Raw genomic sequence first — 15619 nt, forward strand, 5'->3', positions numbered from 1 at the left:
GGCGCCCGCCGAGCCGTCGGAGTCTTGGGCGCCACGCTGCGGAAGGGATTGACCCGCCATCTCAATCTCGACCACACAAGTGAGTCATCTTTGGGGGCCTGCCATGTCTGTTCGTGTTTCGAAGCGCCAGCTTCTCGCCGGTGCCGGCGCCGTCGCCGTGACGACCACGGTGCCGGGCGCCTACCCAGCCTTGGCCCAGACGCCGCGGAACACGCTGGTGATCGCTGCCCAGATCGACGATCTTGTCGCCCTCGATCCGCACCAGTCGTTCGAGATCACCGGCTCCGACCTGCTGAAGAACGTCTACGACCAACTGTTCGCCATCGACGAGACCAAGGCTGTCGCCGAGTTGCGGCCAGGCCTCGCGGAGAGATTTAACCTGTCCCCGGACGGACGGACCTTCACGCTCTTCATCCGGCAGGGCGTGAAGTTCCACTCCGGCAATCCGCTCACCGCCGCAGATGTCGTCTATTCCCTGCGCCGTCCGCTGATCATCAACCGGACCCCCGCCTTCATGTACCGTTCGGTCGGCCTGACCCGAGACAATATCGAGCAAACGATCCGCCAGACGGGCGATTTCGAAGTTCAGGTCACCTTCGACAAGGCCTATGCACCCACGCTGATCCAGAACCTGTTCACGGCAACCATCGCGTCGGTGCTGGACAGCAAGGTGGTCGAGCAGAATGCCGGCACGGACAATGGCAACACGTGGCTCAACCGCAATTCGGCGGCCTCTGGCGCCTTCCGGGTGGTGCGCTACCAGCCGAATGAGAGCTACACGATCGAGCGCAACGATAGCTGGTGGCGCGGCAAGGCGGTGATGCAGCGGGTCATCGTGCGTCATGTGCCGGAGGCGGCGACGCAGCGCCTGTTGCTGGAGCGCGGCGATGTGGACGTCGCACGCAACCTGACGCCGACCGACATCAACGGCCTACGGGGGCGCGCCGGGATCACCATTGCCGACTTCCCGCGCGGCACCATCCAGTATTTCAGCGCCAACATGGCGGACCCGATCCTAGGCAACCCCAAGGTCATCGAGGCGCTGAAGCATCTCGTCGACTACGACGCGATCGCCAACAACCTGCTTCCCGGCCAGGTGTTTCCGCACCAGTCCTTCATCCCCCGCGGGACGCTCGGCGAGATTGACAGCCGCCCGTGGCGCTTCGATCCGGAGCGGGCCAAGGCGCTGCTGGCCGAGGCCGGACATCCCGGCGGGATCAAGCTCACCATGGACACCGCGAACACCTTCCCCTCGCTCGACGTCGCCCAGGCGCTTCAGGCGAGCTTCGCCCGAGGCGGCGTGACGCTGGAGGTGCTACCGGCCACGGGTGCCCAGGTCCTCGCCAAGTTCCGCGCCCGCAACCACCAGCTGTTCATCGGCACCTGGGGCCTCGGCCACCCTGACCCGCACTACAATGCCGACAGCTTCACCCACAATCCGCCGGGCCGCGACAATCCCGGCAAGCTGAGCTGGCGCAACAACTGGGCTATTCCGGAGCTCACCGCGCGCACGGAGGCGGCGATGCAGGAGCGAGACGCCGACGCCCGCGCGGCCATGTACCGGCAGATCCAGGAAGATTTCATGAAGGTCGCGCCTTTCGTGGTCTTTGCCCAGCAGCAGGTTCAGGTGGCCGTTCGCTCCAACGTCACGGAATATATGGCGAGTTCGCCAGGTCTTTCGGCCATCTACTGGCGCGCCGGCAAGTCCTGAGCTCCGCGGTTGTCGCTCCTCCGTCAATCATCGGCCTTCCTGCTGCAGGTTGCGCTGACGTTTCTCGGCTTGCTGGCGGTCACCTTCTTCATCGGCCGGGTGGTTCCCATCGACCCGGTCCTTGCAGTCGTGGGTGACCAGGCGCCGCGCGATGTCTACGAGCAGGTGCGGCGCGAACTCGGCCTCGACCAGCCGCTCTGGACGCAATTCCTCATCTATGTCCAGAAGATGCTCGTCGGCGATTTCGGCCAGTCGCTGGTCACCAATCGCCCGGTCATCGAGGACATCGTACGGGTCTTTCCCGCCACCCTGGAACTCGCCACCTTCGCCACCATCATCGGCGTGATGCTTGGCGTGCCCATGGGGATGGCCGGGGCCATCTGGCAGGACCGCTGGCCCGACCAGATCGTCCGTGTCATCGGCCTCGTCGGCTATTCCGTGCCCATCTTCTGGCTCGGTATCATCGGGCTGCTGGTCTTCTACGGAATTCTCGGCTGGGTCCAGGGGCCCGGGCGCCTCGGCGTGATTTTCGAGGACATCGTTCGCCCGGTGACAGGTATCCTGCTGATCGATTCAGCTCTGGCGGGCGAATGGGAGGTCTTCCGCAACGCCTTCGGCCACGTGGTCCTGCCGTCTCTGGTCCTTGGCTACTTTTCGGTCGCCTATATCGCGCGCATGACGCGCAGCTTCATGCTTGAACAGCTCAGCCAGGAATACATCGTCGCGGCGCGCGCCAAGGGCATGTCCGAGACGCGTGTCATCTGGGTCCACGCCCTGCGCAACATCGCCGTTCCGCTCGTCACGGTCATCGCCCTGTCCTACGCGAGACTGCTTGAGGGCGCCGTACTCACCGAGACCGTCTTCGCCTGGCCTGGCCTCGGCCGCTACCTAACGACGGCCCTTCTGGCTGCCGACATGAACGCCGTCCTCGGCGCGACCATTGTGGTCGGCGCCGTCTTCGTCGGCGTCAACCTGCTGTCGGACCTGCTCTATCGTGTCCTTGACCCGAGGGCGAAATGAGCACCTGGCAGGACCGCCTTCTCACCGACACCCCGCGATCGCGTCGCGAGGCCCGACTGGGCGCGCTCTACCGCAGTTGGTTGCAGTTCCGCAGCAACCGGCTGGCATTGCTCGGACTCGCCATCGTCTTACTGCTGATTGTCGTGGCGGCTTTCGCACCATGGATCGCGACGCATCATCCGAACGAGCAGAACCTGGCGCAGCGCCTTCTGGCGCCGGGCGGCGCCCACTGGCTCGGCACGGACGAGTTCGGGCGCGACGTGTTCTCGCGCATCGTCTATGGCGCCCGCATCACCCTCTATATCGTGGCGCTGGTGGCGATCATCGCGGCCCCGATCGGCCTCATCGTCGGCACTGCGGCTGGCTATCTCGGCGGATGGGTGGATGCCGTCCTGATGCGGATCACCGACGTGTTCCTGGCGTTCCCGAGCCTGATCCTCGCGCTGGCCTTCGTCGCGGCACTCGGTCCCGGCATCGAAAACGCCGTCATCGCCATCGCCCTGACGGCCTGGCCGCCCTATGCCCGGATCGCACGCGCCGAGACGCTCACCATCCGCAACGCCGATTACATCGCAGCGGCGCGTCTGCAGGGCGCGAGCACTGGCCGCATCCTGTCGCGCCACATCATGCCGCTGTGCCTGTCGTCGTTGACCGTGCGGGTGACGCTGGACATGGCCGGCATCATCCTGACCGCTGCCGGGCTCGGGTTCCTCGGTCTCGGCGCCCAACCGCCACTCGCCGAATGGGGGGCCATGGTCTCTTCGGGCCGGCGCTACATTCTCGACCAGTGGTGGGTCGCCACGATCCCGGGGATCGCCATCTTCGCCGTCAGCCTCGCCTTCAACCTGCTCGGAGACGGATTGCGGGACGTCCTCGACCCGAGGCAGAAGAAATGAACGTCGCCCCGCCTCCCCTTCTCGCGGTCGAAGACCTGAGAGTGAGTTTCGCAACCCCTACCGGACCATTTCACGCGGTGCGTGGCGTGTCCTTCACGCTAGGCCGGGAAAGGCTCGGCATTGTCGGGGAGTCCGGCTCCGGCAAATCGCTTACCGGGCGCGCCATCATGCGGCTTCTGCCCGCGAGCGCGCAACTCTCGGCCAGACGCCTATCCTTCGACGGAATCGACCTGCTTTCGGCGTCGACGAAAACCCTCCGCGGCCTGCGCGGCGCCCGTATCTCTCTGGTCATGCAGGACCCGAAATACTCCCTGAACCCGGTGATGACGGTCGGCGAACAGATTGCCGAGGCCGCTCGGATTCACGGCGGAGTCAGCAAGATCGAGGCCCGCCTAAGGGCGCTCGCCATGCTAGAAGCCGTGCGGATCCGTGATCCCGAGCGCGTCTTCCGTCTCTTTCCCCACGAGGTCTCCGGAGGCATGGGTCAGCGCATCATGATTGCCATGATGCTGGTGCCTGAACCTGACGTCCTGATCGCGGACGAGCCGACCAGCGCCCTCGATGTGACAGTGCAGTTGCAGGTACTGGCGATCCTCGACGATCTCGTGCGCCAACGTGGAATGGGCCTCCTCTTCATCAGCCATGATCTTGAGCTGGTCGCCAGCTTCTGTGATCGGGTTCTCGTCATGTATGCCGGGCGCGTCATGGAGGAACTCTCGGCCCGCGACCTCGCATCGGCCCGGCATCCCTACACGCGCGGCCTGCTCAACAGCCTGCCGCGGCTCGGTGACGAGCGCGCGGAACTGCCCACCCTGTCTCGCGATCCCGCCTGGCTGGAGGAGCGATGATCTCCGTCCGCGACCTCGCCATCACATTCGGCAGCGGCCCGGGTGCGGTCCATGCCGTGCGGGGCGTCTCCTTCGACGTCGCCGACGGAGAGAGTTTCGGCCTTGTCGGCGAAAGCGGTAGCGGCAAGTCCACCGTTCTGAGGGCGCTGGCAGGTCTCAACCGTCTCTGGACCGGGAGCGCGACCCTCGGTGAAACCTCGGCACGGGTTCAGCAGCCGCGCCTGGTCCAGATGGTCTTCCAGGACCCCTATGCCTCGCTCCATCCGCGCCACACGGTGGACCGTGCGCTGTCAGAGCCGTTGGAAATCCACCGTATCGGCGATGCCAATGAACGGGTCGAGCGCGCGCTCGCCGATGTCGGACTCGGGCCCGCCTTCCGCTTCCGCTATCCCAACCAGCTCTCCGGCGGCCAGCGCCAGCGCGTCGCCATCGCGCGTGCCCTGATGCTGGAGCCTCGCGTCCTGCTGCTGGACGAGCCGACCAGCGCGCTCGATGTCAGCGTCCAGGCGGAGATCCTCAATCTGCTGCGGCGACTGCGCGTCGAACGGCGCCTGACCATGATCCTGGTCAGCCACAATTTGGCGGTCGTGGCGCATATGTGCGACCGGCTGGCGGTGATGAACCGCGGTCTGGTCGTGGAGGAGATGGACGTCGCGACGCTGCGCCGCGCCGAGCCGCGGGAGGCATATACCCGACAGTTGCTGACGGCGAGCAAGGGTTACGACCGCGAGGTCGCTTCAGGAATCGTCACTTTCGACTGAGATCCGGGGTCGGCAGCGGATCTGTCGTCCGGACCCGATAGGGGCGGATCAGAACGGGCGCAGCGATGGACATCGCCGATGGCCTTGTCGCGGCAGCTGGCAAACGATCGGGGCCAAGCTTCAGCCAGGGAGCGTTTGTCGGTCTTGGGCGAGACATCGCAACCGACCCGCTTCCTGTCGGCAGCGTTGACGCCTTGCCGCTGTTCAAAGCGAACCTTTGAATTCAGTGTCATGATGAAAGTCCGCCATGGCGGCGCCGAGCCGAAGTGCCACCTTGTTCAGTTTACGGCCAGCCATGCTCCCAAGGAGCTGGCGAGCAGCTATTGGACCAGTTGAACCTGTGTACCGACCACGCCGATCGTACTGGGCACCGGGACGTCGGTCGCGCCGTAATTCGCGTTCATGATGAGGTTCGGGCCGGCGTCGAGTTCCATAAAGCGGGCAACGATGATCGTATAGGCTGACTGGTCAGCGACCGGTTTGTTGGCATCAACCTTTAGCCGGCCATTTGGCAGGTAGATCGTGCCCAGCAACATGCGCGCGTCATCGCTGCTAATCAGGTGCCGCCGGCCAATGGGCGCGGAACGGTCCTCGAAAAACAGGAGCGATGCCAGGGCCCCATCGCGCGGGGCAGACAGGCTGATGGTGCTGCGCGCGGCGAAGTTGATGACGCTCGCCTTCCCGGACAGGTAGAAGCCGACATAGGTCCCGCTCAGCGAGGCGTCACCGTCAACCCAGAGCGGGCCGTCCTTGATGACGTATTTGCCAGGCGCCAACCGGACATGCGCGCCGCGGGTGATCTTCAGACCGCCGCAATAGACACCAGGCCGCAACGTCGTGTTGATGCCGGAAATGACCATGTTGGTCTGGTTGCAACCGCCGACATACGGGGGTGGGCGGGCGGCCAGCGGGTCACGCAACTGGGGGCAGTTGGTGATGGGATCGGGCGTGAAATTCGCCTTCGTGCCCACCTTGCCCCCGGACGAACAGATGACTTGAGCAGAGAGATTGGCGAAGTTCAGGCCGACCAGGCCCTGGGTGTGGGTCGAATTGGAATAGACCGCGCAGCCGGGCGCCGTCAGCCGGGCACGGGTCTTCAGCCAGACGGCATGTGGCTGTCCGGTTTCGAGACCGATCAGGCAGATCGGAACACCGGAACCGACCTTGCCGACGGCGCGAACCTGCAGCTGGCTTGGCGTGGAAAGGAACGACAGTCCGAAGACGGCGGCGTAAGGGCGGGTGATCACGACCTCGACGGCAGTTCGGGCCGGATCGATGGCCGGCCGCACATCGGATCCGTCGGTGCCGAACTGCGAGAGGATTTGGGTGCGGGCAAACCGCGTGGTCGTGTTGATGACCGCCCTCAGATCGGCATTGGCGAAACGCAGTTCGCGGGCGCCGGCCAGCACCGCGGCATCGGCGGCGGCCTGGGGCTTGCCCTGCTGGCTGGTGATCGACACATATTCCGTGGCTACGCCGCTCGCCAGGAGCAGGACCGGGATGCCCAGGGCTGCGATCGTCGCGACGCTTCCGTCCGATCGACGCCAGAACCGGGAGAGTGATCGCAGGAGCCCCATCAAGCTGCCTCATCGGAATGGCGTCGGACCACGCGGCTTGCAGGCAGGATGAGGCTGACACAGCCTCCCCCCTCGCCGCTCTCGAAGGTCAGTGAGCCGCCGTGAAGTTCTGCCGCCAGCTTGGCCAGTGGCAACCCAAGGCCGAGGCCACCGGCCCGCCGCGCCAGACCGGCACTATGCTGGTGAAATGGCTCCAGGCAGGCGGAGACTTGCTCATCCCTGAGCCCGGGGCCGCGGTCCCGCACGGCGATCATGACAGATCCATCTGCAGCGGTGGCGACCGACATGGACGCCAGTCCGCCGCCATGCACGACGGCATTGCTCAGGAGGTGGAAGATGGCTCGCTCGAGAAGTTCTCGGTCTGCGAAGACCGTCAGCTTCTCCTCGAGGTCAACGATGGTCGGCATCGGCCCATGCCGGTTCGCCACATGGGAAAGGGCGCGTCGTGCGACGGTGCCAGGCGCATACTCGTCTTCCCGCAGTTCACGCTCGTTCGAAGAGAGGGAGGAATAGAGCATCAGGTCGCCGAATAGGCCGAGGAGGTCTTCGCCCGCCGTCCGGACGAACCGGGCATGGTCGACATAGCCCGCCTCACCGATCGGCCCGAGCGACTGTTTCTCGATCAGCTCGGAGAAGCCGATGATGGCGTTCAGCGGCGTGCGGAACTCGTGACGCATGAGCGTCAGGATTTCGGACTTCATCCGGCTGAGACTGACCGCCTGATCGCGGGCACGGCGGGCCTCGCGCTCGTGACGCGCGGCGCGCACGACGTAGCGGACTTGATGGCTGAGCTGGCGCCAGTTGACGGGCTTCACCGTGAAGGAATTGGCGCCGAGTTCGAAGGCACGGTCGATCGAGATGGCGTCCTCGCGGCCGGTGACCATGATAACGGGCAGATCGCTCAGCCGGGCGTCGTCGCGAAGGCGCGACAGGAGGCCATAGCCGTCGAGCCGGGGCATCTCGATATCAATCAGAGCGATGTCGTAGGCCCCGCCGGCGAGCCGGTCCCAGCCCTCTTCGCCGTCACCGGCGGTGTCGATGGTCACTTGCGGCGCCGAGAGATAGACACAGGCAAACTCGCGCAGAATCGGATCGTCGTCTACGACGAGCACGCGAAGCGGCTCATCGAGCACGAATTTCCAAACTCCGGCAGCGATAGTGGCTTCGGTCATGGTGCCACCTTACCTCGTCGAACATTAAAAACACACTGACTATCTGCGATTAAGACCGTTTTCAGCAATTTTGCATTAGCGTTCCCTTACCTGGAGCGGGGACCAGAAACGCGGATGCAGCCACACCGATCGATCGGTCGAAAGCTCGGCCTTCTGGCGCTGCTGTCAGTTGCCGCGGCCGTGATCATCGGAACGGCCGTCGCCGTGACCCAGGAAACCCGGCGCTATGTCGAGGCCAAAAGCGAGGCCTTCATCGCCACTGCCCAGGTTTTCGCCGCTGCTGTCGCCGATGCGGCTGCTGCAGGCGACGAGCAGGCTGCGCTCCGCGCCATGCGCGCTATCGCCACGATGAACGGCATGATGACGGCGCGGATCGAAACGGCCGGTGGCGGCGTCCTGGCGTCGATCGGCCTCGCCTCCAGTCTGGATCGCGACGCAAGGCTGACCCTGTCGGAGCGGCCGAGCGTCTGGACCATCCTGGCCAGCGGCACCATCGAGACGACGGTGCCGATCCATCACAATGGTCGCGATATCGGCCAGTTCATCATGGTCGCCGAGGCGAACGATCTCTTGCAGCGACTGCTCGTCACCCTTGCCGTAACGCTCGCCGGCGCCCTTTTGGCGGTCGGCACAGGCCTTGTCGTCGCCCGCAACCTCGGTGGGTCCATTGTCCGGCCGATCACCGGGCTGACGGCAGCCATGCAACAGATCAGGGAACGACACGATTTCTCCACCGACGTCGCCGTGACCGCCGACGACGAGGTCGGCGCGATGGTGGAGGGCTTCAACGGTCTCCTCGCCGAGATTCGGGCCCGTGACGATCGCATGGCGGAGCACCTCAAGGATCTCGAGCGCCAGGTCGCCGAGCGTACCGCGGACTATCGCGTCGCGCGAGACGCGGCCGAACAAGCCAACCGGGCCAAGAGCGACTTCCTCGCCGCCATGAGCCACGAGATCCGCACCCCGATGAACGGAATCATGGTGATGGCCGAACTCGTCGCCAGGAGCGCGCTCGACGCGCGCCCGAAGCGCCATGCGGAGACCATCGTCCGGTCAGGTCGCAACCTGCTGACCATCATCAACGACATCCTCGACCTGTCCAAGATCGAAGCCGGTCAGTTGACGCTGGAAGAGATCCCCTTCGATCCCGCCGAAATCATTGACCAGACCGTCGTCCTGTTCTCGGAGCGGGCGCGCGAAAAGGGTATCGACCTCTGTGCCTTCATCGACCCGGCGCTCTCCGGCACATTGAGCGGGGATCCGGTCAGGGTGCAGCAGGTCGTCGCCAACCTCGTCAACAATGCGGTGAAGTTCACCGCGAGCGGTTCGGTCCTGATTGTCGCCGAGGTTGCCGATGGTCCCTCACCCGCCTTGAGGATTTCGGTCGCTGATACCGGCATTGGCATCCCCGCGGACAAGATCGACACGCTCTTTACAGCCTTCTCGCAGGCGGACCAGTCCATCACCCGGCGGTTCGGGGGAACCGGTCTCGGCCTCGCCATATGCCGCAAGATCGCCGACGCCATGGGGGCCACGGTTAGCGTCGAGAGCACACCAGGCGCCGGGTCGACCTTCACCTTCACGCTTCCCATGGGCACTTATGCTGTCGGCGAGTCGTGGCCGAGGCGGTCCGGGGCAGGAACCGCGGTCGTCGACCTTGCCGGCCGCCATGGCGACATCCTTGCGCTCTACCTGTCTGCGGCAGGTTATCGGGTGGAGCGGGGCGCCGCGGACGGTCCGCTCCCCGATCTGGCAACGGGCGCGATCGTCTTCACCGCCAATGCCCCTGAAGGGCCCGCTCGCGCTGGTGTCGCTTTCGTGCGGTGCGCGCCCCTGGCCGCAGGCCCGGCCGAGGCGGGCTGGGCGCATCTCGATCTTCCGATCCAGCGCGGCGAGCTCCGCAGCCTGATCGTCCGACATCTCGCCGGCGAGGACATCGCCTTGGCCGTTGCGCCCACCGGCCGCGACGAGGCGCGCCCCGACTTTGGCCATGTGCGCATTCTCGTCGTTGACGACAGCGCGGTGAACCGCGAGGTGGCACTGGCGGCGCTGGCGCATTTCGGTGCGACCGCCGATTGCGTCGAGGATGGGCTGCAGGCCGTGAAGGCAGTCGCCACCGGCGGCTATGACCTCGTCTTCATGGATGGCAGCATGCCCGTCATGGACGGTTTCGAAGCAAGCCGCCGCATTCGCGACCAGGAGGAGGACCGGGGCGTCGCCCGTGTCCCCATCGTCGCGCTCACTGCCGATGTGATCGGCACCGCTGACGGGACCTGGCGGGCCTGCGGGATGGACGACATCCTGCACAAGCCCTTCAGCCTCGCCGACCTCGCCGAGGTCCTGCGTCGCTGGGCGCCGGCGGGATCGCCGGCGGCTTCCCCCCGGATCGACGCGCCGTCGCCGCCAGGGATCATGGCTGCCGAGACCCTGGACCCCATCGGCGACAACGATCTCCTCAGCCGCGAGAAGCTTACCGAGTTTGCCGACATGGCCTCCCTCGGCCGGCCGGATTTCGCGCAACGGATCTTGGGGCTGTGGACGACCCATGCCCAGACCGCGCGAACCGCCATCGAGGAGGCGGCTGCGGCGGCTGACGCTGAGGCCGTTGGCCGGGCGGCGCATAGCCTGAAATCGATGAGCCTCAATGCCGGAGCCTCGCGGGTGGCCGAACTCGCACGCACCATCGAGACGCTCGCCCGCATCGAGGGGCGCCTGCCGGAGGCCGACCTTGTCGCCGCGCTCGGGCTGGCGGTCGATGCCACCGTACGGGCGATCGACGCCCAACTGGGAGGAGCGCCTGCCGCGCTTGCCGGCCCCGCCGGAGTTCCTGCACCGACGGCGTATGCGCAGGCCTGCGAGCCGGAACTCCTCAGGGCGATCGCGGCCGGCGAGATCCGACCCTACTTCCAGCCAATCATATCCCGCGGCGATGGCCAGTTGGTCGGGGTCGAGGCTCTCGCGCGCTGGATGAAGCCAGACGGGACTGTCATCGAACCGGCGAAGTTCATCCCCGAGGCCGAAGCCAGCGGTCTGATCGTGCCGCTTGGCACCCATATGCTCAGGCAGTCGATGCTTTGCGCCCGCGACTGGCCAGGGATCAACCTGTCGATCAACGTCTCGCCCCTGCAACTCCAGGACAACGATTTCGAGACCCTGTTGATGGAGACGCTAACCGAAACCGGCTTCGCTGCCGCCGATCTCACCCTGGAGGTGACCGAGACTGCGCTGATCGGCAACGAACAGTGGACCGCCGAGACATTGCAGCGGTTGCGCGCAAGGGGCATCGGCATCGCGCTCGATGATTTCGGAACCGGCTATTCAAGCTTGGCCTATCTGCGCCGGTTCCCCTTCTCGCGCATCAAGATCGACCGGTCCTTCATCACCGAGGTGGACAGCGCCATGGACGCAGCCGCCATCGTTCATGCTGTGGTGGCCATCGGTCGTTCGCTGGGACTGAAGATCGTGGCGGAAGGGATCGAGACAGAAGCCCAGGAGCGGTTTGTTTCTGCGGCAGGCGTGCATATGTTGCAGGGCTATCGCTATGGTCGTCCCATGCCGGCGGACGCGGTGTCGGCGCAGATCGGCAGGCCATCAAAAGCTGGTTGAGCCAGGTCGCGGGATAAGCGAGAGTCCCAGGCTCTGCCGCGTGCAGCGATGTACCGCCTGCGAGTTCCTTGCTGCGCCGGATGTCTATTTGTCGGCATCGACCTGAAGTCCGCTTGTCACCAATCCCACAAGGCGGGACTCGGCGGGGATTCCCCAGTCGGATCTCTCGTGAACAATGGGTGGCAAATGGAGGGAAGCTCGCCATGCCGATCGCGCTGGAGCCGATCGGCGACATCCCGCCGGCCGATGCGGTAGCGAACTACCCGGCGGCACTTGAGCCAATCAAAATGCAGCGTAAGGCTCACGCAACCCGCCGTCCGGCCAACCCAGTGCGGTTCATCAGGGCGTGCGTGACCTGATAGGAGCTTGAGGACGATATCCCGCCCGCCGAAGCCGAGGAGCGCTATTACGCCATGCTAGACCAGCCAGCTATGACCGCTTAACTTAACCCAAACGCCCTCCGGCGAACCGGAGGCGGTTCTAAGAGCTTTTCTTCCAAGATCGCCTTAAATGTCCCAAATGATCTGACGACGGACATTCTTACCTGCCAAACCGTCGCTCCCGAACAACCTCTGTCGACGATCGCCAGGTTTGCCAAGTGCGGAGAGGCCCATGCCAGTTCAGCTTTCCAGCCTATGGGTACTGACCGCGTTCCTTGGCCTCGCTCTGACACCAGCTTGGGGCGCCGACCCCACGGGTCATGCGCGGGAGGAGGCGGAACGGGTGCTTTTGCGGACGGTTTGCAAGAGTCCGGCGCTACGCGAGAGCTTGGTGAAAGAGACCATCGAGAACAGAGGGGAGGACCGGCGCGCCAGCGCAATTTGGGATACGGATACGGCGTGCGCACAGGTCGATTTACCGACAATCCCGGTCCACGACACGGCCGATCCCGCGGACAGCGCCACGCATACAGACTGGGTCTATGACGCGCGGTGGAGCCCGGACGGAAACATGGTCGTCACCGCGGGTCGTGACGGCACGGTAAGAATCTGGGATGTAGCCACCGGCAAGACCTTACGCGTCATCGACATCGCTAGACTTCCGCCCCTCTCAAGGCCTCGGCATGGCGTGTTCGTTCGCGCCGCACGCTTCATTGGGGACGGAAGCGCGATCATCGTCACTGCCGACCATCACCCGGTCCGGATCTTCGAGGTTGCGAGCGGAGAGCCGATTGCCGAGGTGCCCTATACGCACAATGACAAGAGCACGGACATCCCGCCGCGCATCGAGGCCACGAAATCAGGGCTCGTCATTCTGGCTGGACGCGGCAGCGACATCGTTGTGTACGACACGAAATCCAAGTCTGAGCGATACAGACTGCCGCACTCGCCCAACCATCTGCCGGTGACCGCGGTATTCGAACCCGCCGGGGTTTTTGCGACGACGCGTCCCGGGAGGAATTCTGGCCGTGATCGGAGCGTCTTCGTCCAAGTGCGCAAACTCGATTCCGGCGAACTGCTATGGGAGGGCGAGGCGCATGGCAATTTTTCGGCCGACGCGATGGCCTTCTCGCAAGATGGCAAGGACCTGGCGGTGACTGTCGAGGGCAAGGCGTTCGTCTTCTCCCTCAGCGAAAACAGGCTTGCTCAAACCATCCTGCTCTACCCGTCCTTCGGCCACCAGAACGTGCTGTTCACGGCGGACGGGAGCCGACTTGTCGCCGGCAGGCGCCATCCCGAACTCTGGGATATTGCCACAGCCAGGCGTGTGCACCACTTCGGGCCGTTTTCAGATCTTGTGCATTCCGTCGACATCAGTCCCGACGGCAAGTACCTCCTTACCAGTCACATCGGCTCAGACGCGCGCATTTGGGAGGTGGACACTGGCATATTCTTCCGCCGGCTCGGCAGGGATGTCTATCCGGCGCGCTAACGGCAGCTTGTTCATGATCTAGCGGATTGACGCTCGCGTCTGGTGCCCGCGAGCTCCGGCCGCGATCGTTTATGCTGGGTCGGCTTTCGATCGGAAGGGCTCAGCATCGATATTGTGTTCGGCGAGAGAGCGGTTGATGGCGGCCTGACGATCGACGACACCGAGGAAGACGCCTCACCTGATCCGGCGCTTGGTCAGGGCGACGAAGAAGCCCTCGACGGCGTTGAGCCAGGAGGTGCCGGTCGCCTTCGCCATGGCCCGCCCGGTCTACTCGGTCGCTTCGCCCGGCTTCTCGGCAAGCCTCATAGCAACGATCCGCTCGCCTATCGCGGGGCCGAACGGCGCGATGCGCAAGAGACGGGTCTTGTCGCGCAGCAGCCCGTCCGCGCCGTCGGCGGCGAAACGCTGCTGCCAGCGCCAGACGGCGGTGCTCTTGGCGGTGACCCGTATGGCCGATTGACGCGACTGGTTCGCCTCACGACATTTGGCTCCAGCCAAGCAGGGTGTTCTGCAATGTCCGATCCCGGTGTGTTCCGCCTCGCAGCGCAACCTTTGCGCGTCATAAAGACCAGAACCGGCCCGTTGCCCGGAACGGGATGGCGGCGGTCCGACATGACCGACAGGTCCGGTTACAGTGTCGAGATCAACCTGACCCGCGGCGAGGAAGGGGCCGCGCTCTATATCAACTGCCGCAAGGCACTGGCGGTCGAGGTCAGGGAACACGAAACCGATCCCGAAGGCGCTCTGGCCGAAATCCTCAGGGGGACCCGCAGTTTCTCGACCTGGGCAAAAGGCAGTCTGCGTCCAGTCGGCGGACTGCCAGGCCAGGAGACGACCAGTCTCACGGAGGGCCAGTTCAGTGGCGACCTGTTCATCGTGTCAAACGGGCTGATCTGGCAGGCCCATGCCCTCAGCGCAGTGGAAGAAGAGATCGCGCAGATGCTTGCCTATGCAGAACGGGAGGTGCTGCCGCAATTCCTCGAACGCGTGAGCGATGGCTCTGCGTGAGGCAGACCGGGTCCGGCCGCTCGGAGGGTCTTCTGTTTTCATGAACTTAGGCGTTTAATCGGATCTGCCGAAGTGGCGCGAGGTGCAACAGATGGACTGGCTCAGGGAACTCCCAGGCATCGTCTTCTGGTGGGGCTGGTTCATGGTCGCCATGCTCGCGGCTGGCTCGCTTTATGCCGTCTGGTGGGCGCGTCGCAACGTGAAGGCCCTCGCCGAGCAGAACCCCGTCGACGTCTCCGATCTGTCCGAAGGGTACCATCTGGTCTGGGGCCGGACGGTTGGCCCGCCACTGCAAGCACCACTGTCGCAGCGGCCCTGCGTGTGGTGGAGCGCCGAGGTCTGGGAATCCGTCCGGGAGCCTGGTCCGTCCGGCATCCGGCATGTCTGGCGACAGGCCACGCAAGAGGAATCCGATCGCCCCCTCCTGGTTGGCGATGGCAGGACGATTGCCGCTGTCTGGCCCCATTCGGCGACAATCGTCTCATCCGCCTGGTCAGACTGGCGGGGTGACAGCCTGCCACCTGAGAACCGCACGCCGGAACTCCAGACGGAAGGGATACCTGGGCAGGGCATTCGCGCCGATGCGCAAGGCACGTTCGGCCCGCGATATCGGTATGTCGAGAAGATCATCCCCATCGATGCACCATTGTTCGCCCTGGCCGATGTGACCCGCGCAGATCCTGCGCTTTACGAACCTGAAGACGACGATGTCGCGACGGACGACGAAGCGGCGAGCGCTGACGCTGAGTTCGAACCCTGGCGCCCCGAGCCGTCCCGCCTTGGCGTTTTGCCGACCCGTGATGCTGTCATTGCCGAAGACATGTCGCGCGCCGCTTGGACGGTTTCCGCTCCGAAGGGGAAGCCTTTTCTGATCTCCATCTCTCATCCCAAGGCGGTCAGCGCTGAACAGGACCTCGGCGCGCAGGGCGGCTTGACCATGGGCGCAATCTTCACTGTCATGGCCCTTGGCCTGCTCTGGGTCCGCTTCGGGGGGTGATGATTTTGGTGGAACGTGGTGGACCGCCGGTAGCTGTGAATCGGCACGCAATATTGACCCCCTGAGCGAGGGGATAGGCGTTCAATTTTGACCCCTTTGGACCATGAGCTTCGCCGTTCATTTTTGAGCGGTGGAGGGGGGATGAAGGGCG

The 15619-nt window shown here is 64.8% G+C and carries 13 protein-coding genes and 1 pseudogene; 10 read left to right on the forward strand and 4 right to left on the reverse strand.

The genetic code is table 11. The annotated features are described in order from the left end of the window. The first annotated feature begins 103 nt into the window (after positions 1-103). The 5 genes from Q0C57_RS01210 to Q0C57_RS01230 are packed head-to-tail and all read left to right on the forward strand — an operon-like array spanning position 104 to position 5236. Entirely contained in the window at positions 104-1711 is a 1608-nt protein-coding gene (locus Q0C57_RS01210; protein ID WP_296570888.1) for an ABC transporter substrate-binding protein, read from the forward strand. Between the two features lie 9 nt (positions 1712-1720). Then, positions 1721-2731 carry an ABC transporter permease gene (locus Q0C57_RS01215; protein ID WP_296570891.1) on the forward strand — a complete coding sequence of 337 codons (1011 nt, stop codon included), beginning with the start codon at positions 1721-1723 and terminating at the stop codon, positions 2729-2731. After that, positions 2728-3627, forward strand: a complete 900-nt coding sequence (gene nikC / locus Q0C57_RS01220; RefSeq protein ID WP_296570894.1) for a nickel transporter permease — start codon at positions 2728-2730, stop codon at positions 3625-3627. The genes Q0C57_RS01215 and nikC overlap by 4 nt, the downstream gene beginning before the upstream one ends. Then, positions 3624-4475, forward strand: a complete 852-nt coding sequence (locus Q0C57_RS01225) for an ABC transporter ATP-binding protein (RefSeq protein WP_296570897.1) — start codon at positions 3624-3626, stop codon at positions 4473-4475. Before nikC ends, Q0C57_RS01225 begins: the two co-directional genes overlap by 4 nt. Further along, the gene (locus Q0C57_RS01230; protein WP_296570900.1) at positions 4472-5236 is read left to right on the forward strand and encodes an ABC transporter ATP-binding protein; all 765 of its coding nucleotides are present in this window, start codon (positions 4472-4474) and stop codon (positions 5234-5236) included. The genes Q0C57_RS01225 and Q0C57_RS01230 overlap by 4 nt, the downstream gene beginning before the upstream one ends. 320 nt (positions 5237-5556) lie before the next feature. Here Q0C57_RS01230 and Q0C57_RS01235 read toward each other — a convergent pair whose 3' ends face one another. Further along, on the reverse strand, positions 5557-6813 hold the full coding sequence (locus Q0C57_RS01235; RefSeq protein WP_296570903.1) for a pilus assembly protein TadG-related protein: 1257 nt from the start codon (positions 6811-6813) through the stop codon (positions 5557-5559). Beyond that, positions 6813-7946: a response regulator gene (locus Q0C57_RS01240; protein WP_296570905.1), complete on the reverse strand. Its 1134-nt coding sequence runs from the start codon at positions 7944-7946 to the stop codon at positions 6813-6815. Before Q0C57_RS01240 ends, Q0C57_RS01235 begins: the two co-directional genes overlap by 1 nt. Before the next feature lie 153 nt (positions 7947-8099). On the opposite strand from Q0C57_RS01240, the gene Q0C57_RS01245 reads away from it, so the two are divergent. The 3 genes from Q0C57_RS01245 (at position 8100) to Q0C57_RS01255 (ending at position 13463) form a co-directional block, all read left to right on the forward strand. Next, entirely contained in the window at positions 8100-11591 is a 3492-nt protein-coding gene (locus Q0C57_RS01245) for an EAL domain-containing protein (RefSeq protein WP_296570906.1), read from the forward strand. A 203-nt stretch (positions 11592-11794) separates the two neighbouring features. Then, positions 11795-11950, forward strand: a complete 156-nt coding sequence (locus tag Q0C57_RS01250; protein WP_296570908.1) for a hypothetical protein — start codon at positions 11795-11797, stop codon at positions 11948-11950. Positions 11951-12203: 253 nt separating this feature from the next. Then, positions 12204-13463: a WD40 repeat domain-containing protein gene (locus Q0C57_RS01255; protein ID WP_296570911.1), complete on the forward strand. Its 1260-nt coding sequence runs from the start codon at positions 12204-12206 to the stop codon at positions 13461-13463. 69 nt (positions 13464-13532) lie between these two features. On the opposite strand, the pseudogene Q0C57_RS01260 reads toward Q0C57_RS01255, so the two are convergent. Together Q0C57_RS01260 and Q0C57_RS01265 are read right to left on the reverse strand one after the other, a co-directional pair. Beyond that, a pseudogene (locus Q0C57_RS01260) lies at positions 13533-13694 on the reverse strand (IS630 family transposase); the annotation flags it as partial. Between the two features lie 36 nt (positions 13695-13730). Beyond that, positions 13731-13961 carry a hypothetical protein gene (locus tag Q0C57_RS01265; RefSeq protein ID WP_296570912.1) on the reverse strand — a complete coding sequence of 77 codons (231 nt, stop codon included), beginning with the start codon at positions 13959-13961 and terminating at the stop codon, positions 13731-13733. 114 nt (positions 13962-14075) lie between these two features. Between Q0C57_RS01265 and Q0C57_RS01270 the strand changes: the two genes are divergently transcribed. Both Q0C57_RS01270 and Q0C57_RS01275 read left to right on the forward strand, forming a co-directional pair. Further along, the gene (locus Q0C57_RS01270; protein WP_296570915.1) at positions 14076-14471 is read left to right on the forward strand and encodes a hypothetical protein; all 396 of its coding nucleotides are present in this window, start codon (positions 14076-14078) and stop codon (positions 14469-14471) included. A gap of 91 nt (positions 14472-14562) precedes the next feature. Further along, positions 14563-15468 (forward strand): hypothetical protein, encoded by a 906-nt coding sequence (locus tag Q0C57_RS01275; RefSeq protein WP_296570918.1) that lies wholly within the window; start codon positions 14563-14565, stop codon positions 15466-15468. The last annotated feature ends 151 nt before the right edge of the window (positions 15469-15619 follow it).

It is taken from the genome of Phreatobacter sp., assembly GCF_022843985.1.
Classification (GTDB): Bacteria; Pseudomonadota; Alphaproteobacteria; order Rhizobiales; family Phreatobacteraceae; genus Phreatobacter.

Excerpts from the sequence above, each read along its gene's own strand:
- Q0C57_RS01210 (WP_296570888.1), top strand. The coding sequence starts at position 104 with ATGTCTGTTCGTGTTTCGAAGCGCCAGCTTCTCGCCGGTGCCGGCGCC.
- nikC (WP_296570894.1), top strand. The coding sequence starts at position 2,728 with ATGAGCACCTGGCAGGACCGCCTTCTCACCGACACCCCGCGATCGCGT.
- Q0C57_RS01225 (WP_296570897.1), top strand. The coding sequence starts at position 3,624 with ATGAACGTCGCCCCGCCTCCCCTTCTCGCGGTCGAAGACCTGAGAGTG.
- Q0C57_RS01230 (WP_296570900.1), top strand. The coding sequence starts at position 4,472 with ATGATCTCCGTCCGCGACCTCGCCATCACATTCGGCAGCGGCCCGGGT.
- Q0C57_RS01235 (WP_296570903.1), bottom strand. The coding sequence starts at position 6,813 with ATGGGGCTCCTGCGATCACTCTCCCGGTTCTGGCGTCGATCGGACGGA.
- Q0C57_RS01245 (WP_296570906.1), top strand. The coding sequence starts at position 8,100 with ATGCAGCCACACCGATCGATCGGTCGAAAGCTCGGCCTTCTGGCGCTG.
- Q0C57_RS01250 (WP_296570908.1), top strand. The coding sequence starts at position 11,795 with ATGCCGATCGCGCTGGAGCCGATCGGCGACATCCCGCCGGCCGATGCG.
- Q0C57_RS01255 (WP_296570911.1), top strand. The coding sequence starts at position 12,204 with ATGCCAGTTCAGCTTTCCAGCCTATGGGTACTGACCGCGTTCCTTGGC.
- Q0C57_RS01270 (WP_296570915.1), top strand. The coding sequence starts at position 14,076 with ATGACCGACAGGTCCGGTTACAGTGTCGAGATCAACCTGACCCGCGGC.
- Q0C57_RS01275 (WP_296570918.1), top strand. The coding sequence starts at position 14,563 with ATGGACTGGCTCAGGGAACTCCCAGGCATCGTCTTCTGGTGGGGCTGG.